General features: G+C 42.1%; 16 protein-coding genes. 9 read left to right on the forward strand and 7 right to left on the reverse strand.

All coding sequences use genetic code 11. The annotated features are described in order from the left end of the window. Positions 1 to 128: 128 nt before the first annotated feature. Positions 129 to 3,068, forward strand: a complete 2,940-nt coding sequence (locus RMX69_RS22720; RefSeq protein WP_322638779.1) for a S8 family serine peptidase — start codon at positions 129 to 131, stop codon at positions 3,066 to 3,068. Positions 3,069 to 3,286: 218 nt separating this feature from the next. Here the strand turns inward: RMX69_RS22720 and RMX69_RS22725 are convergent, their stop codons facing one another. Further along, positions 3,287 to 3,562, reverse strand: coding sequence for a ubiquitin-like small modifier protein 1 (locus RMX69_RS22725; protein ID WP_289795521.1), 276 nt, complete (start codon positions 3,560 to 3,562; stop codon positions 3,287 to 3,289). Between the two features lie 89 nt (positions 3,563 to 3,651). Continuing rightward, positions 3,652 to 4,956: a threonine synthase gene (gene thrC / locus RMX69_RS22730; protein WP_322638780.1), complete on the reverse strand. Its 1,305-nt coding sequence runs from the start codon at positions 4,954 to 4,956 to the stop codon at positions 3,652 to 3,654. 829 nt (positions 4,957 to 5,785) lie between these two features. Between thrC and RMX69_RS22735 the strand changes: the two genes are divergently transcribed. The 6 genes from RMX69_RS22735 (at position 5,786) to RMX69_RS22760 (ending at position 17,791) form a co-directional block, all read left to right on the forward strand. Further along, positions 5,786 to 8,326 carry a hypothetical protein gene (locus RMX69_RS22735; protein ID WP_322638781.1) on the forward strand — a complete coding sequence of 847 codons (2,541 nt, stop codon included), beginning with the start codon at positions 5,786 to 5,788 and terminating at the stop codon, positions 8,324 to 8,326. A gap of 171 nt (positions 8,327 to 8,497) precedes the next feature. Continuing rightward, positions 8,498 to 9,061 carry a hypothetical protein gene (locus RMX69_RS22740; RefSeq protein ID WP_289795518.1) on the forward strand — a complete coding sequence of 188 codons (564 nt, stop codon included), beginning with the start codon at positions 8,498 to 8,500 and terminating at the stop codon, positions 9,059 to 9,061. 269 nt (positions 9,062 to 9,330) lie between these two features. After that, the gene (locus RMX69_RS22745; RefSeq protein ID WP_322638792.1) at positions 9,331 to 10,767 is read left to right on the forward strand and encodes a hypothetical protein; all 1,437 of its coding nucleotides are present in this window, start codon (positions 9,331 to 9,333) and stop codon (positions 10,765 to 10,767) included. Continuing rightward, entirely contained in the window at positions 10,764 to 14,633 is a 3,870-nt protein-coding gene (locus RMX69_RS22750; RefSeq protein ID WP_322638782.1) for an Ig-like domain-containing protein, read from the forward strand. Before RMX69_RS22745 ends, RMX69_RS22750 begins: the two co-directional genes overlap by 4 nt. A 3-nt stretch (positions 14,634 to 14,636) precedes the next feature. Then, positions 14,637 to 14,828: a hypothetical protein gene (locus tag RMX69_RS22755; protein WP_289795516.1), complete on the forward strand. Its 192-nt coding sequence runs from the start codon at positions 14,637 to 14,639 to the stop codon at positions 14,826 to 14,828. Further along, positions 14,825 to 17,791, forward strand: a complete 2,967-nt coding sequence (locus RMX69_RS22760; protein ID WP_322638783.1) for a lamin tail domain-containing protein — start codon at positions 14,825 to 14,827, stop codon at positions 17,789 to 17,791. Before RMX69_RS22755 ends, RMX69_RS22760 begins: the two co-directional genes overlap by 4 nt. A 112-nt stretch (positions 17,792 to 17,903) precedes the next feature. Here RMX69_RS22760 and RMX69_RS22765 read toward each other — a convergent pair whose 3' ends face one another. Next, a complete protein-coding gene (locus RMX69_RS22765; RefSeq protein ID WP_289795514.1) occupies positions 17,904 to 19,628 on the reverse strand; it encodes a hypothetical protein in 1,725 nt (574 codons plus the stop codon). 50 nt (positions 19,629 to 19,678) lie between these two features. Next, positions 19,679 to 19,852, reverse strand: a complete 174-nt coding sequence (locus RMX69_RS22770; RefSeq protein WP_322638784.1) for a hypothetical protein — start codon at positions 19,850 to 19,852, stop codon at positions 19,679 to 19,681. 101 nt (positions 19,853 to 19,953) lie between these two features. Between RMX69_RS22770 and RMX69_RS22775 the strand changes: the two genes are divergently transcribed. Then, the gene (locus tag RMX69_RS22775) at positions 19,954 to 20,943 is read left to right on the forward strand and encodes a DUF1350 family protein (RefSeq protein WP_322638785.1); all 990 of its coding nucleotides are present in this window, start codon (positions 19,954 to 19,956) and stop codon (positions 20,941 to 20,943) included. A 236-nt stretch (positions 20,944 to 21,179) separates the two neighbouring features. Here RMX69_RS22775 and RMX69_RS22780 read toward each other — a convergent pair whose 3' ends face one another. After that, a complete protein-coding gene (locus RMX69_RS22780; protein WP_322638786.1) occupies positions 21,180 to 22,283 on the reverse strand; it encodes a GHMP kinase in 1,104 nt (367 codons plus the stop codon). A gap of 384 nt (positions 22,284 to 22,667) precedes the next feature. Between RMX69_RS22780 and RMX69_RS22785 the strand changes: the two genes are divergently transcribed. Beyond that, positions 22,668 to 23,087, forward strand: a complete 420-nt coding sequence (locus RMX69_RS22785; protein WP_322638787.1) for a hypothetical protein — start codon at positions 22,668 to 22,670, stop codon at positions 23,085 to 23,087. 199 nt (positions 23,088 to 23,286) lie between these two features. Here RMX69_RS22785 and argC read toward each other — a convergent pair whose 3' ends face one another. Beyond that, on the reverse strand, positions 23,287 to 24,261 hold the full coding sequence (gene argC, locus RMX69_RS22790) for an N-acetyl-gamma-glutamyl-phosphate reductase (protein ID WP_322638788.1): 975 nt from the start codon (positions 24,259 to 24,261) through the stop codon (positions 23,287 to 23,289). A 260-nt stretch (positions 24,262 to 24,521) separates the two neighbouring features. Further along, positions 24,522 to 26,057: a glycerol kinase GlpK gene (gene glpK / locus RMX69_RS22795; RefSeq protein ID WP_322638793.1), complete on the reverse strand. Its 1,536-nt coding sequence runs from the start codon at positions 26,055 to 26,057 to the stop codon at positions 24,522 to 24,524. Positions 26,058 to 26,459: the final 402 nt, after the last annotated feature.

The raw sequence follows: 26,459 nt of genomic DNA on the forward strand, positions 1-26,459 counted from the left end.
ACGATTTTATATCATTAAGGACGAAGCAAATTAATCATAAAGGCTTGGGTTTTCGTCACAATTGGATAAGTCCTATAAATATAACATCATCGACTGGTGAAAATTAAGCTGGAAAGGAAAATTGAAAAATGGCAAGTTTGAGTGTGTTTCTTGATTGTGTCAGTAATTTTGAAAGAGAATTAAAAAATCAGTTTCAGAAAATTAAATCGGATCTTGAACCAAGCGAAAGGAAAAGTTTAATTAAACAAGTTGAGTTGGATCAAGTTAAAAAAAGTGAATTGATTGGGGAATTAAGAAATGGTATTATTCCTGAAATCAGTAATGTTGACCCTTCGACAGAAAATATCAGCGATATTGAAGAAACTGTTGAAAAAATAAAAGAACTTGAACAATTTATTCCTCAAGGGAAACAAAAAGATTTGGTACGTGAAATTGGGACATTACTGAAATCGGATATCGAATCAGTTGAGACATTAAGTAATACGATTGATTTCAGCAATAATGAACAGCTAATTAGTGAGTTGCATGATTTACGCAATAAAGGTGAAAGAATCTGGAGATTAACACTTCTCATAACTCCTGCTGACGAAAAAGAATTTCAGGCTGTTATCATGTGGGCAGCTGAACGGGGAGGAGAATTAGAGTTAGATAAACTACAGAAATTAAAGGGAAATTTACCCTATAATTCCCCCAAAATTCAGCAGTTACTTAAGTATGCCCGACACAGAATTGAAGAAAGACTTTGGGGGAAGGAAGGAAAATACCGAGTTTTTTCCTCCAAAAATGAGCTAGAACGTTTTCAAAACGTCCGAATTGTTAAGAGCTATCCAGCATTCACAATTGTTTCAGCTTCGATGGTAGCGATTAATAATATCAAGCAGTTCTTTCCTGTAGAGCGGTTGAAGTTTTCGGAAGCACCTAACCCTAGCCCTGGATATTCCAATATGAGAGATCAAGTAGTGCGGTTTAAGAATCCAGTCCTTGAAAGCTGGAAGCAAAAAATAGAAGAGATAGGTGCAAAGATTTTGCAGCCTTTGAGCCGTTTAGAAATTGTTGTATCTGTTCCCAGCGAAGATATTATTAACCATATCAGGAGCTTTGAGGAAGTTTCTCAAGTCACACCCTATGTCCCGAAAATTCGTGTTCAACCCCAATATCTTCAAAATTTAGGTCAATCAGCGACGAAAGAGGCGATCGCAACAGCTAGATTAAAAGCAGCTCAAAATCCTCCCAGTTCTCAAAATCGAGGCATTCCTCTTCCAGGTATCCTAATTGCCAATTTCTTTACTCAAGAAGATCGCGATCTTGCTGCTAAAAATTTAGAGCCTCAAGGAATTCGCGTTGCCGATCAACCTGGAACAACTAAGCTGATACTCGATCTAAGTTCAGACAATAATGCAATAGATTCCCTCAAAATCATTGCTAATCAAATAGGATTAAAATCCTTAGAAGAAAAAGTCATCCCAAAATTGTTCAACGAAAAAGCTTGTCATATAATTGGCAGAGGTGTTATACCCTCTAATCCTACGCCAACGATTGGTTTGACCGGAAAAGGAGAAATAATTGCTATTGCTGATACAGGATTAGATACAGGAGAATCTGAAACACTTCATCTTGACTTTCGTGAAAGAGTTAGGTGGATTAACAGTTACCCAATACAATCATCTCTAAATTCCTATATTCTCAATCCTGGAGCTGACGACGGAGCATCTGATATATATACAGGACATGGAACTCACATCGCAGGGACTGCATTAGGAAACGGAGAGCAAGCAAAAAAGTTAGGAATTTCTTCTATTCCTGCTGGTATGGCTACAGATGCTCAATTGATTTTCCAAGCAATTGAGCAAACACCTAAGTGGAATCCTGAATATCAACTTTTCTGGCTGAATTCCTATTATCAAAATCCCCCTGAGTCGGGGTTATTCGGTATTCCTGACGACCTCAAACAACTATTTGAGGACGCTTATGAGAGAGGTGCAAGAATCCATTCAATTTCATGGGGTGGGGGCGAACCAGGAAGCTATGATGACAGATGTAACGATCTGGATCTATTTGTTTGGGAACACAAAAATTTTTTGGTGCTAGTAGCTGCTGGAAATGATGGCAAACATCGTTCTTCTGACACACCAGCAATTGAACAAGGAAGTGTGAGTCCTCCAGGAACAGCTAAAAATTGTTTGACTGTTGGAGCATCTGAGAATAATCGTAATGGGCAATTTTCTCATACTTATGGTGATTGGTCGCCAAACGACTTTCCTCATCTTCCCTTCAATTCTGACGGCATGGTTGATTCAGTAGATGATATTGCGGCTTTTAGTAGCCGTGGCCCATGTCAAAATGGTCGCCGACACCCTGATGTAATTGCTCCTGGTACATTTATCCTCTCGACTCGATCCTCTCAGATTGCCAGCAATAATTTTGCTTGGGGAGCTTATCCTTCTGCTAAAGAGCATTACATGTACTTGGGAGGAACCTCAATGGCAACTCCTATGGTTGCTGGATGTGCGGCATTGGTGAGGCAATATCTGCGAGAGAGGCATCAGCCGTCTATTACTGATCCAAGCGCTGCTCTAATCAAAGCTGCACTAATTCATTCCGCAACTTATATTAATTACCGCTTTGCCCATCCATCGTCTAGACCTTACGCTGATAATGAACAAGGGTGGGGAAGGATCAAGCTACAACAAGTTTTAAATCCAGCAGAACCAACGCAGGTACTTTTTATTGATGAAGCGAATGGTCTGAAAACAGGTGAGAAAGCTGAGTATAAACTACAAATTTCTGATATTCAGGTTCCCTTAAAAGTAACTCTTGTTTACACTGACTACCCAGGAGAAGATTTAATCAATAATTTAAACTTAATTCTCTACCGTCCTAACAGCACATATCTCCTTGGTAATGATTTTGAAGGTGAGGGCATACCAGATACAGTTAATAACGTAGAAGGGATTATTGTTGAAACTCCTGAGATTGGTGAGTGGAGAATTGAGGTTATTGCTGAGGTTCAACAGGAGCAGCAAGATTACGCCTTGGTAATCTCTGCTGGAGGATTGGTAAGAATCTAATCTGAATGTAAACGATCTTTATACAGGCTCCTTCTATTTTGAGTTGTAGAGTAGGTCAGTCAAAAGCTAAAAATTCCCAGGAATTATTTTATAGTTGCCGTTAAAGTCATTTACAAAAGTTTTCGATATACTGAATTTGCAACCAATAAAAATAAGCCTGCCACTCGCGGCAAGCCTAAATGTATTTATTTCTTAAATCTAGGTAGATGTTTTCAGGATTAACCACCAGCAACAGCAGGAACAATACTGACTTCATCGCCATCTTTCAAGGTTGTGTTTATACCATCTAAATGGCGAATATCTTCGCTATCGACGTAAAAATTTACAAACCGACGTAGCTTACCTTGTTCATCGCACAACCGGGATTTAATGCCAGGAAAGCTTTGTTCTAAGGAATCTAACAATTCAGCAATAGTGTTACCGCTGGATTCTAAAGTAGCTTGATTATTAGTAAAACTCTGAAGAGTCGTAGGAACTAAAACTTTTACAGCCATAGAAGTAAAAAGTGAAGAGTGGAGAGTTAGGAATAAAGTTCAGAGTAAAGAGTTATGAATACAAAAAACTCATAACTCCCAACTCCTAACTAAACGAGGACTTGTTGCCATTCCAAGCGATCCAGAGTACGCGATCGCTCTAGCGCACGTTCAAAACTATCGAGTTTCGCATCAATAGTCAAGGGTTCGCCAACATAGCCTTGGACTGCTTCTTGGGTTTTCAAACCATTACCGGTGATGTAAATCACGGTAGTTTCATCTGGATCGATTTTGCCAGCTTCTACCAGTTTTTTCAGCACGGCCACGGTTGTACCACCAGCCGTTTCTGTGAAGATGCCTTCGGTTTCTGCCAGCAACTTGATGCCATCAATAATTTCGGCATCATTGACTGATTCAATATTACCACCAGTCTTCTGAGCTAACTCTACAGCATAAATTCCGTCTGCTGGATTGCCGATCGCTAGCGATTTCGCAATTGTATTCGGTTTAACTGGCTTAATAAAGTCGCGTCCTTCTTTGAAAGCTTGGGCGATGGGTGAACAACCTTCAGCTTGAGCGCCGCTAAAACGGACGCTCTTGTTTTCTACTAAACCAACTTCGACAAATTCTTGGAACCCCTTATAAATTTTTGTAAAGAGCGAACCAGACGCCAAAGGAGCAACTACATGATCGGGTAGTTCCCAGCCTAGTTGTTCTGCAACTTCAAAACCTAGCGTCTTAGAACCTTCAGAATAATAAGGACGTAGATTAATATTGACAAAACCCCAGCCATGTGTGTTTGCAACTTCCGAACAGAGACGATTGACTTGATCGTAGTTGCCTTTGACGGCCATAAGGGTGGGACTGTAGATCAAGCTACCGAGAATTTTACCGGCTTCTAAATCTGCGGGGATGAACACACAGCAGTCTAAACCGGCATGAGCTGCGATCGCAGCTGTAGAATTTGCCAAATTACCAGTGCTAGCACAAGAAACAGTAGTGAAACCTAACTCCCGCGCTCTGGATAGAGCAACTGACACCACCCGATCCTTAAAGCTCAGGGTGGGCATATTCACGGCATCATTTTTTATATAAAGCTTATTTAGACCCAGGCGACGGGCAAGACGGTGGGAACGAACTAGGGGAGTCATACCAGTTCCCACATCTATAACATTGTCAGTTGCGACAGGCAAAAAGGGGCGGTAGCGCCAAATTGAATTAGGCCCAGCTTGAATTGTTTCACGAGTGACAGTCAGACGTAGGGCGTTGTAGTCATATTTGACTTCTAACGGGCCAAAACATAACTCACAAACATTACTGGCTTTGAGTTCATATTCCGCACCACATTCCTTACACTTCAAGGCTTGAAAGTAGGCAGTGCTGGTTTGGGTTTGGGTTTTTATTGCCTGAGTCATAAACTAGCTTTCCCTGTTTGTCTGTCACTTGTCGCCTGATACTAACACGAGCAAAAATACCAGTCAAACATACCCGACAAAAAATGTCGGGTATGTTTGGTATTGAGAGGAATGATTCTTGTAAAACTTTAATACTAGTAATCTCTATTTTTAGTATTTACACGCATATCTTTAATGTTACGAAAAAATAAAATAGATTTACTTTTTCAGCATTAACACGGTAAATTAATATGATTAAATTGCATTTTTTTATGATTAAATCGCATTTACTGAAATTGCTATCCTATTTAAGCGATCTAGATCGCTTAGTTAACTTTCAATTTTTTTGATCTAAATGACTCTATAGAGCAGTATATATTTCTGACAACAAAAACTCAAAAGCATTTGATTATATAAGTTTTAGTCTTTTTAGCGTCTTATTAAACCACTAAAATTGCTATGTGTGTTGCCAAAATAAAGTTAATTTTCCAGCTTTGATGCGCTTATTCACAGCTATAGAAGTTACTTATTTATACGGAAGATTTTTTTTGCTTTAAAAGCTACATTACTATTTACATCTATAACTAAGCAAAATACAGTAATAAATTACACATATTTGCGATTGCCAGCTTTGATTCTCAAGGGTAAGCATAAAACAACTAGACAAGTTATTTCTGGTTATTGTCTCAATATCATTTCCAAGGAGTGTCAATAATTTAACTCCTTAAATATGCATTCCCAAAACTTCAACGTTTTGGGCAGCCATAAATCGGTAATTCCTTAAAAGGAATTGCCGAACTTTATCCTGTCTCAAAATCTGAGATACAAGTTCAGCAAACAAACTACTTCTATGGTAAATCGAAATCAATCTGTAAATAAGCAGCATAAACTTTACCAATTTCTAGTAGCAACAGCATTATTAACTGGTAGCCTTTTCCAATTTCTCGCACCCGTATTAGCTGACGGAACGACTGCGGGTACATCTATCAGTAACACTGCAACAGCGACCTACGAAGATCCCAACAGTCCAGGGACAACTATAAATGCCACTTCTAATACTGTCGTTGTCACCGTGGCAGAGGTTGCTGGTATCACTGTCAGTGCATCTGGTGTAACAGATGCAACTTCTAGCCCTACTAATACAACAGTCCAGGTTGGTGACTTACTCATCTACACCTACACTTTGACGAACGTAGGTAACGACCCCACCCAATTTCGGATTCCTAACTTAGCTACAACAACTGGGCCAGGTACAGTTTCTGGTACATTACCAAATGGTGGTGTAGCTAATAGCTTACAATACAGCATTGACGGTGGTCAAAACTGGCAAAATATCACTAGCACTGAGGTATTCACACCCTCGGTTTCGCCTGGTGGTACGGTATTGGTGCGTGTGCCAGTTACAGTACAGGCTGGCGCTCAAACCAATGACATAATTACCGTTACCCTTGGTAATACTCCTGGTAATGCTCAAAATCAACTACGGAATCCTGATGGTGGTGACGTTTATACCGCAGATAACCCTGATGGTAGTGTTGTTGGTGAAGTAGCTGGCGCACCAGCTAATGGTACGCGGGAAGCTAGCGCCACCAATCAAATTCAAGTTGGTTTAACGGTAAAAACCTACACTTTAGCCACTATTCTCAAGATTCGCAGTGGCTATAACAATGCTGGCACCACTCAAATTACAGATGACAAGCTGACCTATGATTTGAGTTTACGAGTTGAGTCCAACGATCCCACAGGACAGGGAATTACGCCAGCAGCTCTGACGGGTACAAGCATCAATGTTAATGGTGTTGCTGGCACTTATATCTTGGTTTCTGATGCGATTCCTTTGGGTACAGATTTGGCAGCAGCACCAACTGCGCCTCCTGGTTGGCAAACTGTCTACACTACCACTCCAATTGGAACTAATGCTAATACAGCGAGTTGGACTACGACAGCACCACCCTTGGCCTCAGTCACGCGCGTTGGTTTTATCAATAATCCAGCAATCATTACTTCCATCGCTCCTGGTACAACGGTGAATGGCTTCTCGATTCAGCTAGCCGTTGAATCAACTGCAACTTCACCCTTAACCGTCGCTAACATTGCCCAATTATTTGGTCAAACACCCAGCAGCAATTTCCCCGTATACGACGAATCCGGCGACCAAAATCCCAGCAACTACGAGGGTCCACCAGGGAATATGACACCTCCTACGGGTACAGATACCAATGGTGATGGTGTTCCCGATACTCTATTGGCTGGCAACGTTGATGATGGCTATATTATTACTCCAACAGCTCCAGAGACTGGAACTGACACAGGTAACAACAACACTGGTGATGGTACACCAGGAGGTGAGGCGAACGTCTTCACAGTGCAAGCGCCTATTGCTTCAGCGTTACTCAACGGGCCGCAAAATGCCCCAGATGCTACTGGGCCATCAGGTTTAACCAACGATGACTTCACTAATAAATCTTCCCTTGTTCCTGCTGGTACAGCACCTGGTAGTACACTCGATCCACAATCAGTTGGCTTCACCAATACAATTAAGAATAGTGGTACTGACTCAGGTGTCTTGAAGATAGAGCCAACGCCACCAGCAATTCCAGGAGATTTACCGAATAATACGAAGGTGACTATTACTTACGGTAGTCAGTCTGCTGTCTATACCTATAATAATGGAGCATTTACAACACCTGGTGCAGCAATTACAATCCCCAACGTTGCTCCTGGTGCAAGTATCAACTATGGTGTGGAAGTTGATTTACCTCCAGGTACGCAGTTATCTACTGATATTAATAGAGGCTTCCCAGTACCCATCACTGCTTCGATTGACAATTACACGACGGACACCAACGGTGATGGAATTAAGGATACTGGCAACGATAATATCTTTGATTCATCTAACATCACTATTGATCGCGTTTACACTGGTTTCCTAAAACTGCTGAAAGTGTCGCGAGTTTTACAAGGAACTGGGCCTGTAATCCAGGGAAATGATGGCACATTAAGTATTGATCCAAAGAAGCCTGCACCAGGAAACATTATTGAGTACCAAATTCAATACACAAATATTTCCGATCCTCAATCTGGAACCGGTAATGTGATTTTGAATGCTAACAATGTTGTGATTACTGAAGATGGTACGCAAAGCCCTAATAACTGGGCATTAGACAACGATGCCAGTGGTCAAATTGATACTAGCAACATTGTTGGTTCAGCTAAGGATTCTGGAACTGCAACCATTCAATTCTTCAGTGGTAATCCAGCTACTAGCTCTGGCATTGACCAAACTGGATTTACGGCAAACACTGATGTTACTAAGTATGTGGATACTGTAACTGGCACGATCGCACCGGGTATTCAAAGAACATTTACCTTCCAACGCAAGGTGAACTAATTCGTTGGGATTGAGGACTCTGAAGTTCGCAGACTTAAAGAATCTGCGAACCAATTGACCTCACTCCCCAACCCCAAACAGCAAGCAAATAGGAGAGTGACTTTTTCTTAGCAAAAGCTGGGAAAGATAAGTCAACAATTCACATTCTGGAATTTTTTTGAGGTTATTTATATGAAGCGTGTTTCTCTTGCAGGTTTAGGAGCATTCGCTCTCATTGCTACAGTTCCATTTGTCGGTCAAATTCCGGGAATCGCAAATATATGGCATTCAGAAAGTGCTGTTGCTCAGAATATCAAAACTCAAGGGCAAATTCAATTGCGTTTAGAAGCAGAAAAGCAAGTGATGGCAAAGGATCACCAGGGTAAGCAAAGCCAGAAATGGGAACCTTTAAAAGGTCAAGTTGTGGTGCAGCCAGGAGATGTATTGCGATATACCTTGAGTGGCGAAAATAAGAGCGATCGCCCAGTGAAGAATTTGATATTCAATCAACCTATTCCGAAAGGAATGGTCTACGTGCTTAATTCTACCAATGTCGCTAAAAATGCCAAAGTCATTTATAGCATTGATGGTGGGCGTAGCTTTGTCGAAAATCCGACTGTTAAAGTTACTCTTCCTGGCGGCAAAGTGGAAACAAAACCAGCCCCAGCCATTGCTTACACCCATATCCGTTTGCAGATTCCATCTCTCGCAGCCAAAACAACACTTAAGGCAACTTATCAAACCCAAGTGCGCTGATTAACACGCCGCCTTGCTCACTCAGACAAGAGCCGCAATGAAGAATATTTTCAGATTCCATCTGGAAACGAGATTTTAAAAGAGTTTTAGCTTAACTGGATTTCCCCAAATAAATAAGTGCTTTTATTAACAACAAGCTTGATATTTCAGAGGAGATGTGGTAAGTGAACCGTCCTCAAAACCAAAAGCAAATTACTTCTAGCGGTAGCTGGTGGCGACGGTTAACAGCTACTGTTCTTCTGGGAAGTTTTTTGCATACTACTATATCTATGCCAGCGATCGCGCAACAGACTAACAATCTGGTTGCGTCTTTGCCATTAATAAATCAAGCTACTTATACTTATACAGATTCTGGTAGTAATTATCAATATCAAGGAAGTTCTGAGCAAATTAATGTTAGTCCTATCCCCTTACTCGATCCATTAGGACGGATTTTAGGTTGCGCTGGGACAATTTTACCTGACTATACAGGTTTTTCAGTTGGGGTCTACGAACCCAGTTCTAGCGATCCAACGGGGACAGAATTGGGCAGTTTGGTTGCTTTGACTCGAACAGAGTTACCAGATATTCCTAATAACAACGTTCCTGGTGGTAAATCGCCGAATACTGAGAATAGTAATCCCTACTTTGTTACGAATAACCCTGCGGGTGTCTACAATTTCCTACTCGATCCGAATAAGGGTCAAACCGCTCCAGGTAGAACCTACATTTTTGTAGTTAATCCACCACCAAATTCTATCTATAAACAGCGGCGGGTCAAGATTGAAATCCTTGCTAACAATAGCACACAAGATAATGGTGTCGTGCGATATGTCGCTACTTCTTTAGATGGTCAACCAATCAGTCTTACAGGTGAAACCAGACTAGAGCAAACAGTTGTTTTAGTTCCCAACGCAGAAACAGTGGGACTGGATTTATTAGCCTTTGAATTCACCACAAATTTGTGTCAAGCCAATCAGTTACAGATTATCAAAACAGGCGATCGCGCTACTGCTGAACCTGGGGATACGGTAATCTACCGCCTGTCGGTAAAAAATCTCGCTGATGCTGGTTTGAATAATATATTTGTCACCGACAACCTACCTTTAGGATTCCAATTATTGCCGAAATCGGTGCAAGGAGAGCTAGATGGTCAACCAGTCGCGATCGCTTCAGAACGCAACGGTAACACAGTGACATTCCGCACAGATGTAACAATTTCCCCAGAGAAAGTCTTGAATATTGCCTACGCGGCTCAAATAACAGCCGATGCATTGCGTGGTAATGGTCGCAACACTGCGATCGTTAATGCTCAACGGGCTGATAACCGTTTTAGTACTAAGGATGGCCCAGCAACCCACCAATTGAAAATTCGTCCAGGAATCGTTTCTGACTGTGGCACGATTATCGGTCGGGTGTTTGTTGATAAAAACTTTGACGGTGAACAACAGCGTGGTGAGCCTGGAGTACCCAATGCAGTGATTTTTCTGGAGGACGGAAACCGCATCACTACAGATCCTAATGGTTTGTTCTCCTTAGCTAATGCCTTACCTGGATACCACACGGGTGTACTAGACCTTAGCAGTGTCGGGGGTTACACCCTAGCTCATAACGAAAAATTCCGCGAACGAAATAGCCAATCTCGCTTGGTGCATTTAGAGCCTGGTGGCTTGGTACGCATGAACTTCGGTGTAACCCCAACATTTCAGGAGCCAGTCAAGAAATGAAACCCAGACTGCACTGTTTAACTACATTTAACCTGAGATTGATGGGGGCGATGCCAGTAGTAGCTCTCAGCCTTGTTTTGTACCCAACAATTGTCAAAGCAGAAATCACTAGTGAAAATCTCCTTTTCCCTGATTCACCTTCGCAAGCAGAAAAGAGTGTCGAAGATCCTGATTTTTCAGCGCATCTGGAAAACCTCTCTTCTTCTAGGGGAGAGGCTTTAAATTCTTCACCTCTCGAATTTTCTTCAACTTCTTCAGCATCGGCTCCTAAAATTCCAAATGTCCAGCCAAGTGAAACAGAAATACAACCATTTCAACCAGAAACTTCTGTAGATTTGTCTAGAGACTTAGGCAAAATAGCAGGAATAGAGGACAGGAATGATGAACATACTGAAACACTGCTTCATGCTTCTCCAACGAAAATACAACCATTTCAACCAGCAACTTCTGTAGGTTTGCCTAGAGGATTACGCAAAATTGCAGGAGTAGAGGACGCGGGGACAAAGGGACAAGGGGTGAATGAAAATCTTCCCGTGTCCCCCACTGTCCCTATATCTACAGCAATCAAAATCCTGACTCCGACGGCTGACAGTGTTGTAGATGTCCAAGCTAGCACAGTGATTGTGCAGTTTCCCGCTGGTAGTCAAGTGGAATTGCGGGTAAATGGCGCGTTGGTAGACCCTTCTTTAGTGGGACGGACGGAAACTGATGCTACCACCAATTTAGTAACGCAGACATGGTATGGTGTCTCGTTAAAAGAAGGTGCAAACACCATCTCTGCACAAGCTGTTGGAGGAACAGAACCCTCTGTAACAGTGCAAGTCGCAGTCCGGGGAGCGCCGCAGCAATTAACTTTAGAAACAGTTGAGTCTCGTATCCCGGCGGATGGACGTTCTACGGCGACAATTCGGGGTCAACTCATCGATGCAAGTGGCAATCGCTCTAATCGTGATGCTGTTGTCACCCTCATACCCACTGCTGGAGAGTTGGTTGGGAAAGATTTCAAACCCGATGAACCGGGATTTCAAGTGGAGGCGAAAGCAGGGCAATTTACAGCGACGTTGCGATCACAATTAAAAGCCGAAACTGTGACAATTCGCGCGATCGCAAATGATCTAGAAGCCTTCACCCAACTACAATTTGAAACTGCACTGCGTCCGAGTTTAGTTACTGGAGTAATAGATTTACGATTGGGTGCTAGAGGTACAAATTATTACGGCAGTTTCCGTGATTTCCTCCCTCCTGACAAAAACAACGGAACCCAATTAGATTTCCATTCAGCGATATTTGCCACTGGTGCGATCGGAGAATGGTTGTTTACAGGCGCATACAACAGTTCTCGTAGCCTCAATGAAGATTGCAACTGCGATAATCGTTTGTTTAGAACTTACCAATTCAGCGAGCAAAACTATCCTGTCTACGGTGATAGCTCGAAAGTTGATGTAGTCGCTCCTTCCATTGACAGTGTATTTTTACGTTTTGAGCGTTCAGCTCGTACCCCTGGCTCCGATCCTGATTATGCGATGTGGGGTGACTATAACACAGAAGAATTTGCGCGGCGATCGCAGCAATTTACTTCTATCACCCGTCAACTCCACGGTTTTAAAGCTAATTACAACTTAGGAAACCTACAAATTACAGGTTTCTATGGCGATCGCTTAGAAGGATTTCAACGGGATACTATTGCTCCCGATGGTACTAGTGGTTATTACTTCCTCTCTCGCAGACTATTACAAGCAGGTAGTGAAAATGTCTTTATCGAGTTAGAAGAACTCAATCGTCCTGGGACTGTATTAGAACGCAAACAACTTAACCGAGGACCAGACTACGAAATCGACTATGATCGCGGTACTTTATTATTCCGCGAACCGATTCTTCGTACCGATATCGATCGAACCGGACAAGTATTGGTACGTCGGATTGTTGTTAGCTATCAATATGACAGCGAAGACTCTGACGGGAGCATCTATGCTGGTCGTTTGCAATATAACCTTTCCCGCAAACTTAACCAAGAAAGTTGGATAGGAGCAACTTACGTTCAAGAAAATCACGGGGTGCGCGACTTTCAACTCTACGGTGCAGATGCACTGATTGCTTTGGGTGAGAACGGTAAGTTAATTGCAGAATATGCTCATTCCACGAATGATTCTGATGTTGTGGGAAAAGTTAGAGGTGATGCGTATCGTTTAGAAGCTGAAGGAAAGATTGCTAATGGGATTCAAGGTCGTGCCTATTATCGCTTTGCTGATACGGGTTTTGCCAATAATGCCACTATCAGTTTTGTCCCAGGACAAACTCGTTATGGAGCGCAGGTTACAGCTAAACTCACCTCAACTACCAACGTCAGAGCGCAATACGACCACGAAGACAATTTTGGGATTGCTCCCCAACCCCTAGATACCTTTGAAGAACTGTTTGCACCGCGTTATGAGGCGATACCTGGGAGCAAAGTTGATAATTCACTGACGACAATTTCCGCTGGGATTCAACAACGTTTGGGTAAAGCTACTCTGGATGTGGATTGGATTCATCGTCGTCGGGAAGACAGAATTCTCGACAGTGCTTTGAGTAGTAATTCTAATCAACTGCGTTCGCGTTTTTCAGTTCCTCTAGCTAAAAACCTGACCTTCCAAGCCCAAAATGAACTCAGCTTATCTTCCCAAAAAGATACTGTTTACCCAGACCGTACCATTTTGGGGTTGAATTGGGCAGTAATTCCTGGTGTCAACGTCAGTTTGGCCCAACAGTATTACAGTAGTGGTCAATATTCGGGTAATTCCATTACTAGCTTGAGTGTCAACGGCGAACACAAACTCGGATCGGATACTACCTTGACTGGTCGTTACTCAATTTTGGGTGGTGCTAACGAAATGACTACCCAAGGTGCAATTGGTATAAATAACCGCTGGACTATTGCTTCGGGATTGCGGCTGAACGTTGCTTACGAACACGTATTTGGCAACTTCTTCGGACGCACGGCGGCAGGTCAACAATATGCCCAACCTTACGCCTTTGGTCAAGCATCATCTGCGATCGGGTTTGATGGTGGCGATAGCTACAGTGTGGGTCTGGAATACAGTGATAATCCGCAGTTTCAAGCCAGCGCTCGTTACGAACATCGTTCTTCTTCTGGAGGTAGTAATACAGTAATTACCGCAGGTGCTGCGGGTAAAATTTCTCCGGCTCTCACCGCTTTAGTACGTTATCAACAAGCTGGTTCTTCCAATCAAAAGCTTTCAGGATTGGGAGATACTGCTAATCTAAAACTGGGTTTAGCCTACCGCGATCCCAATAGCGATAAATTCAATGCTTTATTGCGTTATGAATATCGCCAAAATCCATCAACCATCCCTGACACTATCCTGTTAGGAAGTGGTACGGGTTCCCAAGACCATACTTTTGCTTTAGAAGCGATTTATGCTCCTAACTGGCAATGGGAATTCTACGGGAAGTATGCGTTGCGTAACAGTACCTCTTACATAGCTAACGATTTAGCTGGTACTAGCACGGTAAATCTGGGTCAATTACGCGCTACCTATCGTTTGGGATATAGCTGGGATTTGGTGGGTGAAGCTCGTGTAATTAGTCAGTCTAGCTACAGTGAGACAGGCTTTGTTCTGGAAACAGGCTACTACCTCACGCCTAATCTGCGCGTTTCGGCTGGTTACGTCTTTGGTAAAGTTGATGACCGAGATTTTTCTGGCACACGTTCTGCGGGAGGCGCGTATTTAGGCTTTACGGTTAAGCTCAACGAATTGTTTGACGGCTTTGGGCAACAAAAACCTGTAGCGCGCCAGCCACAGGAATCGGCGATGAAAACTTTGGTAAATAGGCTGAAGAGAGGCGCGAAATTATTTAGGAATTAAGCAATGAAATCTTTATTTAAAAGTTTAACAGTGATCGCAGCAGCGAATCTAAATGGTAGATTATCGTACACATTGGGCAACCTAATAGACGGAGAAGGCGCTATTAATCCTCAGTATGGAATCTCTGAACATCCCATCAATGCGGTAGTGCCATTGTCATCCACTTCAAATCAGGAGCTAGTGAAGTATCAATGAGCCTACTTTTAAAACATCTTTTAGCGGTCAATAACAACCAGCCCAACCGTTATAAAAAACTACTAAGTGGCCTTGCTCTATTACTGTGCTACCTGAATTTTGGAATACCATCTGCTCAGGCTGAAGGTAGTCGTACCCTTTATCCCAATAGTGCCTCAGTTGGCAGTAGCAGAGCTAACTTAGAGTGGCGTACTGATACTTATGGCGGTCTTGTGCTGCGACGAACTTTACTAAAAGTCTATGCCAATAAAGATGAGTATATTCTTTTAGGCTCCAGCGCAGTTGGGGTAAATAATGGTAATGTCCGTGTTTACAACCCCGGTCGTGTCGGTGGGAGTATTGGCAGTGAAACTGTTCCCGGCACACCAGATTTTGTGTGTACTTCTCAACCTGGGCGGGGCTTCATCTCAACTCGCCAACAGGAGTTAAATGGCCCACGTGCTATTTCTGGCGGAGGTAATCCCAATGGCTATATTCCCTGCTACTACCAAGCTCCATCAACTGGAGTTTATGACATCGTTTTCTACGGGCCTGATGGGGGTAACTCTTCTACTAATGCCACTCCTACTGGTGAAATTGATTTGAGTAGTGGTAACAACTTTAACGATCAACAAAAAACTAGTGTAGCAGCTTGGGATGTAACGGTACGTAGCAGCGATCAAACTTCAACAACTGACTTGAACGGGCGGTTATTCAGCTATTATCTCGCTCTTTTTACTGGCAATAACGGTCGATATCTCAACTTCCCAGTTTATCCAGTCACCACAGATGGTTTCCGATATAAAGTAGAACTCAGAGGCACAGATCCTAACGGATTCGTTCTCTATGGTAATCAAACTGGCTTTTTTGATAGTGACGGGATATCGCCTCTCTATCACGACATACTAGGGGCGGATAGTCAGCTAGCAAATCCCCAAGGTGGTGTTAGCTTGGCTCGTCCCCAATATGCTACTTTTTTGAACTCCATCGACACCAACGTGCTTCCATTTGTTGAACGTTACAAACGAGACGGCACTTTAGAGGGAACTGGTATTCCCCTTAGCCCAATTATTCCTGCTGTTAGTAATTTACAATTCAACGGCACTGTTGTGGGAAATAACAGTTCATTTGGTACAGGCGGTACTTTGAACTTTGACAGCAATGTTACAGGTACTTACGAACTGGTTATCAGCCGAGACGGCAGCAATTTTGATCCTACCAACTCTCAAAACCGTCTTTTGCGAGGGATTATGACCACAACAGGACAGCAAGCAGTTAATTGGAATGGTAAGGATAACAGTGGCAATTTTTTTCCGGTTGGTAGTAATTACAAAGTTAGTGTCAGAACTTTTGGAGGGGAATATCACTTTCCCTTACTGGATGCGGAAAACAATTTTACTGGTGGCCCTACTATTACAATGCTGAATGCCGCTAATCCTATAGGTAATAGTAGAGGATTTTACGACGATCGCAGTTATAAAACCATCGGTGGAACTCAAATTGGTACGGCTGGTCAAGTACTCTGTGGTATTAATCCACCAAACCCAGCTTTCAGTGACCCAATTAACGGCTTTGACACCGCCAGCAATGACCGGAAATTTGGTCAGAATGGTAACGCTGGTAATGCTGGTACATCATGCAATGGCTCTTTTGGAGATACCAAAGGGTTGGATTTGTGGACTTATTATCCTGGTCAAACTCAACCAACCCCATTAAACATCATTGATATAGTTTCAGCAACTGTTGGCAAAGTCATCATTAATGAAGTTTTGTACAACGAAACGGGTACTGCTACTAACACTAACGATGAATTTATTGAACTTTATAATCCATCTACATCAACTGTAGATTTGAGTGGTTTGAAGTTAGCAGATGGACACCTGACTGCTAATGATAATGATAGTACTAACGGCTTTACTTATACATTTCCTAACGGCACAACCTTACAAGCAGGCCAATATGCTGTAATTTGGATTGGGAATAACAACGCCAATCATCAAGCCACAGCAGCAGCTTTCCAGGCTTGGTTGGGACAAACTCCCAAACTCAACAACTTGGGTGATGATATCTGGTTGTACGATAGCCAGAATAAAATTATTGATTATATCGCTTATGGCAGTGGTAATGAAATTAATACACCTCCTGCGAGTGTTCTCAATCTTTGGGAAAATACTTATCAGTCTTCTCTCGTTGGGGCTACTACTGGACAATCTATCAGCTTAACTCCCAATGGGCAGGATACAAATGCTAGTGCTTGCTGGGAAGCAACTACTAGTAATAACGCCAGCACACGTTGTTCAAACTATCTACCAACTAGAGACACTGATACTACAGGTAGTCGTGTTACCAGCGTCGGCGAAAGCAATAACGGTGCTACTGCTGTGAATGCAAAGCTTTTGTTAATTAAACGCATCACCCGCCTCAATAACCAAGATTTAACTGATATTGTGGATGGTCGCAGTGACGTTGCTACTAATGCCAGTAACTATGTACCAGAACCATATGCTACTGATGATAGCGATCCTAAATGGCCTGCTGGCTACTTGCGAGGATTAATTAATGCTGGCACTGTCAAACCGGGAGATGAATTGGAATACACTATCTATTTTCTTTCCAATGGTCTTGGTAATGCAACTAATGTGAAATTCTGTGACTTAGTTCCAACTAATGTTAATTTTATTCCCACTACTTTTAATGGCATGACTCCTAATGATGGTGGCTTACCAGGAGCAGATCGAGGAATTGCTCTAGCTATTGGTTCTACTACACCTACGCTTTATCTGACGAATGTAGGAGATAGCGATCGCGGGTATTTTTATACAGCTAATGACTCAGGTACACCATCATACTGCGGTACTAACACCAATGGGGCAGTAGTGGTCAATATTACAGTCCCCAGTTTTCCCAATCTACCCGCAGCTACTGGATCTGGCACACCAGCGAATTCTTATGGTTTTGTCCGCTTCCGCGCTAAGGTGAAATAGTTTTAACCACAGCTAAGTAAGTAGACATAATTAAATATAAAATAAACTCCTAGTTTGTAGTGAGCGATTTATCGCTCAGGCCCACCATATCAGGGTTTTAGCGGAGAACACCTTATTGACAAGGCTGTTCGCCAGGTTGGAGCATAAAAATCTGCTTGTAGGCTTGGCAGTTCTCAGCCACAACCATTTTTTGTTGGGGATGTGTAGGTGCTTCTCTTCCCCCTCTCCACTCATTATCACCATCGAGAGTCTGGATAAAGCCCAACATAATGTTTGACTCATTCAGCCGGGAACTACTCCCTAAATCTGTCAATAGCTGATTCACACCATCTTTAGTGACTAGTATTAGCTTGCTGATTGTCGCCGTATTATAAGCAGCAGGAAATTGTTGGTAGTCAAACGATTCTGAAGGATTGGTGTAACCTGAATCGTTAATCCGCAAATATTTTTTGTTGAATGTTTGCAAGTTCACATTTTCTCCAGCACCTTGAGAAAACACCTGATCAAAATACCTTTCTGGGTTTTCTAAATATGCTTTTAGCTCATCTATACTCATACCAGTGGCACTCTTGACAATGGCATCATAAATATTAGCTTTCAGTTGTTTGATAGGGGCAGCTAATGGGCCCAGAACATCACCAATAATGCTACTAAGTTTGCTAGCTAATGCCGCAAACTGTCCCACAGCATCCGGTGCGCCAGACATTGATATCAAGTGATTGTTGACGTAATTTTGCAGAATAGTTTTAGCTTCTTCTACTTTCGCTTTGCGATCGGGGTTAAAAAACAGCGCCTTAGCAACTTGGTCACTAACTTGAGACCATGCTTTCAAACCACTGTTGATATCTTCACGCCAATATTCTTTGTAAGTTACTGTTAAACCATTAGCGGTCACATAAGCACCTTTTTGTACCTGAATTGCTGCTGCTTCAGCATATAGTTTTGTGGCACTACAAGAAAAATCTAGGGCTTTGCAAGCTTTGGCTTTGCGAACTTTATCGTCATAGCGTCGGTCATAGTCTGACTTCGCAGCATAATAAGCATCGATATCGCGTTGCAACTTCGCTCTCAAGGTAGAGTAAATGCGTGGTATGGATAACTCAGTTCCGCCGCCTCCTGGTTTCAAAAGTATTGTGTCTAGATATGAACCAGGTTTGGCATCGATCATGTTGTCATAGATGAAGTCTTCAACTCCGGTAATACTAGCGTTGAAAAAATTAGCGTTGAGTTCTTGCTTATTCAAGCGCTTATCAACATATCCTTCTACAAGAATGTGTTTAATTGCATTTCCTGGTGGTGCAATTACAAAATGACCACCACTAAAGTTATTGATGAATGTGTGACCATACATATCTCCCGCTGCATGGGTGAGATAACCAGTCACAAATGCTTTTTTCTGTGGTGTATTGTTACCTGGAGTATTACTAAGGTTCCATAGATATTTTAGCCACGTGCCAGATCCACCAGCTATTCCTGTGTCGTTTGGAGATGGGTGAATCACCTGCTGACCAGTGAGGATATCTGGGTATGCATCCGGGCCTAATATGCCTGCACGGTATTGTGCTGGGTACGCCTTCAGTGCAGCCAGAATTGTAGGATCAACCGGATAGTCTCCTAGTTTGGAGAGAACTTTTCCATTTTGATAGTCAACACGATAAATAGTGACTTTGCCATCATCAAGGGCATCATTGAGTGCCTGTTGACCGAGGTAAACATGGGTAGTTGGCTTCCACGCCAAAGCAGCCTGTGGACAAGCTAACATTCCCAGGAAACTTGCAGCGATCGCTAATCGTAAATATCTCTTACTTAAAGAGATTACGTATTTAGTTATTGTCATATTTATTACTACTTACTTCGGTATATATGGAAGTGAATCATATCAAATAATTAGGTGTTTTTAACTATCCGATTTATTAAGAAATTATTAATTTGTAACTGTGGTGAATTACTAGCTTTCTCATTAACTCCAGCAGATATAGATGCTCGTAAACCAGTGCCAGATATCACTAAGGACTTTAGAGTTTCGGCTGTACAGTAACGAGGCGATCGCAGCTTGTTCACCGAAGCATCTCAGTTTTGTAAAAATATCTTTTGAATAATCCGAAAAGCAGTAACTTCAGTTTGGAGATTCAGCATATACCTACAAACAAGTTATGGTAAATATGAATCTAAAACTGAGATTTAAACCAGTTTCTCACAGTTGGGTTGCTCTACATCCAAAGCCTAAAGGGGTAATTCAATTTATTGCTGGGGCTTTCTTTGGTACATTTGGCCCCATGCTTTTTTATCGTTATCTGCTCCAATCTCTATTTGAGCAGGGATATACAATTATTCTTTTGCCATTTAATTTTACTTTTAACCATTATGTAGAAGCTGGTTTTCTCATGAGAGAACAGTATGAAATTTTGCCAGAGCTTGTGAAAATGGCAAGTGTTGCAGGGTATGATTATGAAGCCTATCTAGATGATAAAAACTTTTCTTGGATTGGACATAGCCTTGGGTGTAAATATATCTCGCTGTTAGAAGGATTTACTGCTCTACCTCCAGACGCTCAAGATAGAGAACAGTTTATTCGGAACCTGCTATCTAATACTTCCGATGAGTCACAGATAGAAAGCGTTATTGCAGACATTAACATTCTCTTTGATGAACTAACGCGAAAAAGTGCTGAAGTTAAAAAAATAATTTACACTTATGTGCATAAGGATATCAACATTAATAGTGTCTTCATTAAAGGACAGGTTTCTATCCTATTAGCACCTGCCATTGCTGACACAGGGAGCGCAATTCGTCCTCAATTTTTAGCGGATATCATCGACAATCTTGGTTGGGGTGTGAAACCAACTGTTGAAGAAACTCAGTATTTAATCAAGGATAGTGGGCTATTTAATATCATGGGTTTAGTCTGTTTCAAATCAGACAATATTGCTAAATCAACCTGTGAATGGTTTACTAATACTCTACAAAAGCCACCTGAAGATTTTCGTAAAACTGTAGCAGGCGGACATTTAAGACTCCTAGGGATTCAGCTAGCTAAATATGTCGTTAATCTTTTTGATAAACCGTTAATTGAATCAGTTCAAGAGCGAAACAAAGCATTTGAGCATAATGTAATTCAATTGCTTGAAGAACTGAAAGAAAAATCAAGATAATGGGCATTGGGCATTGGAAGAGGCAGAGGTGCAGAAGATTTTCTTTAAGAATTGGGGGAGCGATCGCGTTTCTACAGTTACAGGAATTGCAAATCAAACTAATTTTTTAGTCCCATCATTAACTATCAGGACTTACGCAAAAATTTCTAAAAAGCTTAATTTATCGAACCGCCATCCATCTCTACGAGAGGCTTCCGCCAACGCGCAGCGTGTCGCAGAGGCGGACTGGTGGTCTTTTAACAAACATCCCCATACTGCTTTTCGTCCTCAGCTAAGTCACTCATAGGAGTTGGTAGTCTTGAAATAGTTAACTGTAACGCTTGCATTTGAGGAAAATCACGCTTAATAATTTCGATAGCTTTTCTTTGACTCTCTTGATTTTTAACAATCAGTTGTGCAGTGCCATCCCCCTGAGAACCTACGCCTTTTCCTCCGAAGATATAAGGTTTAAGTGGCTCGTGATGGAGAAGCAAATGTAGCTTTTTTGCAGTTAATTGCTCAGGACAAGCTGGAACTACGTGTAGATCAAATTCCGCTTGGGCTTTTGTCATTAAAGCTCCAAGAAGTTGGGCATCTCCGAGTTGTATTGCTTCAACTGCTGCCTGGGTAATTTCAGAGCTAATAGAACCAAAATATTTTTGCACATTTTGCTCTATTGAATTAGTAGCAAAAGGATAACACTGATTCAATCGTCTTAGTATTTCTTGTGTGTTTTTGGTACCGCCGAGATCGACAATCACAAAAAACAAATCTTCACTCACTTTCAATTCGAGTAGGTCGATTTTTTCACCATCAAATATCATCAATATTGGGCGATTTCCATAAGCACAAGCCTGATCCATACGGCCACAAAGGCTAGGAGTAGTTCTTTCTCCCAGATAGGCAAACTCCATTTCTGAACGAATTGTCATCTTCAAGTCATACACACGATTAAAAGACCGAGCAATCAAAACGCAAAAGGCAGCACTCGAAGATAATCCCTTTTGGATAGGTAAGTCGGTTAGATAATTATCAACCTCAAGTCCGCCAACATTATAGTGAGTCAGAATTTGATATGCTGTACCAGCAGCATAACTAAAAAAACCACCCTTTGCCGCTATGCGTTTCAGGGTATTAGATTCCATAGGTAATCTCAACGGTTCATAACTCCTGCCATTATTGAGAGAAGTGCGAATAATTAATTCAGTAGAATTAGGTTTGACCGAGGCATAAATTCCTTGATTAGTACCAACAATTAAGGTGTAGCCCTTTTCGATAAGAGGATTGACACTGCGATATTCTCCTGCCCAATCGCTGTGTTCTCCGAACAAACAAAGACGGCCTGGAACAAAAATTCTCATTTTAAGTTTCCTGTTATTAATCGAGGTATATTATTCTGATTAACTTGAATAAACAACATACCATTCATCACTCCAATAGCTCACATCAGCAAAGTTTTCGGCAGTCTTGGGAGACGATGGACTACTCTCCATCTAGTAAAGCGATCGCTCTTTGAGGAAAAACTTTTTGGTTTACTGTTTTTTAGTTAATGTGTCAGTTTAATTATTGTCCACTCAGTAAATACAACAAGCTTTAGGCTAAAATTACGTTGTTAGTAAGTGCAATTATCCAAATATCCTTATTTTAGATAATATTGCTATTGTCTAAAATCAGGAATACGAGGATTAGCGATCGCACTGAAATTTGGTTTTTCACCGAACATAAGATTTTTAGAGGGTACTACCATGCAAAATATGCTAAAACGCTCATTCCTACCTGGATTGATGGCTGCTACTTTAGCTGGTACTGGCTTAATCCCGGTTCAACCTGCTTCTGCTGATGACCGAGTTATTAATAATGCAGCCATTGGAGCCGGGGCAGGTGTATTAAGTGGGGTTGTAACAAATTGTGGTTCCGTATTAGACAATGCTTTTAAAGGTGCTGCTGCTGGTGCTGCTGTTAATGCTGCCAATGGTGCAAGAAGCACCAGAGCCAGAAGAAGAAACGGACGTTTACCTGTTCAAGATATCGGTGTAGGTGCTGGTGCTGGTGTATTGGCAGGTGCAATTTCTGGTGGTTGTGGAACTACCTGGAAAAATGGTGTCAATGGTGCTGCGGCTGGTGCTGCGGTTCATTTATTAGATAAAAGACCCAGAAGAAGATAATCTGTCATTGATAACTCGTCATTTAGTCTAGACAAAAACTGGAAAACGAAGCTTCACAACTCTTTTGGTTATCGCATTCTCTCAAAGAGAGAAAACAGGGTTAAATTTAAATATTCAAGCGACGCGGAGGGGCAGAGGGGAAAACTTACTGCAACTTCTCCTCTGCTCCTCTGCCCCCTTCCCATTCCCTAACCCTTTTTCATGACAATCCCAACTCTTCTGGAAAACCGAGCATGATGTTTAGGTTTTGGACTGCGGCTCCTGATGCGCCTTTACCCAGGTTGTCAAGACGAGCAACTAGCAAGACTTCTTTGGTGATGTCATTAGCAAATACAAAAACCTGAACAATATTGGTATTATTCAGTGCGATCGCATCCAGAAATGTTCCGTCTCTCAGCAGTGTAGAATCTTGGAATGGAGCAACCTGCACGAACTTTTCACTTTGGTAGTAGTCAGCGATCGCTTCATAGATAACCTTACCTGATGGTGGATTATCTAAACTTCCCAATGGTAAAGGTATCTGTACTAACATCCCCTGCTCAAAATCTCCCACGGCTGGTACGAACAGCGGCGGTGATGCTAACCCTGAATACTGATGCATTTCTTTGACGTGCTTATGCCCAAACTGCAAACCATAGATGCCATAAGGGTAGAGTGATTCTGCTCCGGCTTGCTGCTCGTGGAAGCTATGATACTGTTTAATCAAATTCTTTCCGCCACCAGAGTAACCTGACACTGCATTAACAGTGATGGGAAAGTTACTGTTCAGGATTCCTTTAGCAATTAACGGACGGATACAAGCTAAAAATCCTGTGGGATAACAGCCCGGATTGCTGACAAACTGGGCACTGGCGATTTTCTCTCGCTGTCCTGGATTTAGTTCTGGGAAACCATATACCCAATCCTTAGCCGTGCGATGGGCACTACTAGCATCAAGGATCTTAACCCTAGTATTACTAACTAAGCTAACAGCTTCGCGGGCTGCATCATCAGGTAGGCAGAGGATGATAACATCAACAGCATTGATTAGTTTGGTTCGCTCATTTGCATCTTTACGTTTAGATGCTTCAATGCTAACTAGCTCGATATCATCCCGTTGGTTCAGGCGTGAGTAAATTTGTAAGCCTGTGGTTCCCGATTCCCCATCAATAAAAATCTTCGGTTTAGTAGTCATGCGCTTTTTATTATATGGAAGTGATATTTTGACAAAGTAAGAGTTATTTTAACGATCGATCTTTGAATGAAATTAACCTGCTTTCACCATCTACACCAAAAAGCTCAGAATTGGTTCGATAGGAGGAAGAAAATAATCCATTAAATCAATTGCGACTGTTTGTCCCTCTAGTTTCAGAAATCGCCATTGGGTTCCAATGCTTACAGTACCGTAAACTGCTGTTAAGGTTTGTTCTCTGGCTTGGTTGATTTTTTGATCGGTTACTCCTCCCAAGCTAGAGTACGTTTCACTGCTTTTTGCCAAGTACCAAATTTGGACAAGGGGAAATCACTCTTCGGCTCAAACACACGTTCAATTTGCCGTTGTTTTGCCAATGATTCATAGCTCTGCCAAAATCCTACAGCTAAACCTGCCGCAAATGCTGCACCCTGAACGGTTGTATCGCGCATTATCGGACGTTCAACTGGAATACCTAACACATCAGCTTGGAACTGCATCAAAAAATTATTCTCACAAGCACCACCATCTACGGTTAATCGTCCAACTGGAGTACTGCTAGATGCGTTAATTGCTTGCACCACCTCCAGAACTTGATAAGCGATCGCTTCCAGCACAGCGCGAACTAGATGCTCTGGTTGTACACTGGCGGTAATGCCGAAAAAAGCTCCCCTGGCGCTCATATCCCAGTAGGGTGCGCCCAGTCCACTAAATGCAGGTACAAAATAGACTCCGCCATTATCTTTTACCTGATTGGCCATAGCTTCAGTTTCAGCAGCAGTTTTAATCAGCTTCAGGCGATCGCGCAACCATTGAATACAAGCACCACTGGTAAACATACTGCCTTCTAGGGCATAGCCGACATCTAAAGTATCGCTGGTATTTGCTTGTGTCAATGCCACTGTCGAAATGAGTTGATGGTGCGTAGGCGTAGCCCCTCGTAGAGAACGCACAATTTCCGAACCTGTGTGAGCAACTAAAAAGCTACCAGTACCGTAAGTACATTTTATCAAACCGGGGCGATCGCAGCCATGACCAAATAGAGCTGCTTGCTGATCCCCCAAGATGGCAGTAATGGGAATTTCAGCACCCAACAAAGTCGCATCAGTGACTCCAAATACTCCTAAACTCGGCTGAATCTGGGGCAAAATATGCGCTGGAATTTGAAACAGATCCAGTAAAGTCTCATCCCATTCACAGGTTTTGAGATTCATCAACATTGTACGGCTGGCGTTGCTGTGGTCAGTGGCGTGGACTTTTCCACCTGTAATATTCCACAGTACCCAGGTATCAATAGTACCTGCTAATACATTGTTCAGGTCAACATCAGTAACATTGTCCAATAGCCATCTGAGTTTAGTAGCTGAAAAGTAAGCATCAATGATTAATCCGGTGCGATCATAAATTTCGTCAGCGTAGCCTTGCTCTTGTAACTGGTGGCAAAGGGGAGCAGTGCGGCGATCTTGCCAGACGATCGCTTTATGGAGTGGTTTACCAGTAGTTTTGTCCCAAATCAAACAGGTTTCGCGCTGTACAGTTAGTCCCAAAGCTGCGATCGCTGATGGAGTAATTTGGGCATTTTCAATTGCAGTTTGCATCACCCAACAGGTATCCTGCCAGATTTGCTGAGGGTCATGTTCTAACCATCCTGGCTGAGGATAATATTGAGTTAATTCTTTATATGCTTGCCCAACAATCTTGCCGTCTGCGTTAAATACAAAGGCGCGGTTGCCCGTCGTACCTAAATCCAGTGCTAAAATGTAGCCCAATAATAGAGTTTTTTTGCCAAATGTGTGCATAGCCGCTTTGAATGTTGCGTAGGCGTAGCCCAATCTAGGCATCGCGATTTTAGTAATACGCCTTCAATCACATATACATTATTTTGGGTACATTTTGAATTCCCTGTTTGCATCGCGTTACGTGTCTGTAAGTTTAAAAACGCTACAGTTTTACGCAAAGTTGTACTTAGCACAATGGGTATTGATGTCCGCCTCAAATCCCAGACCTTCACAACGTTGCAAGACACGGTGAATTTTAATTATGTGTAAGTAAATCAGCATAGTAAATCATTATCAAAATGCTGCGTTCAAAAGAATCTTATACACAAATTCATAGAAGTTTTAGGATTAAATTTATGTGGCAATATACAAAGTGTCACTTTATTCAAGTCTGATTATGATACTCATGTTTTATAGTTTGCA

Origin of the sequence: Nostoc sp. EspVER01 (assembly GCF_034530635.1) — a bacterium.
In the GTDB taxonomy this organism is placed as follows: Bacteria; Cyanobacteriota; Cyanobacteriia; order Cyanobacteriales; family Nostocaceae; genus Nostoc.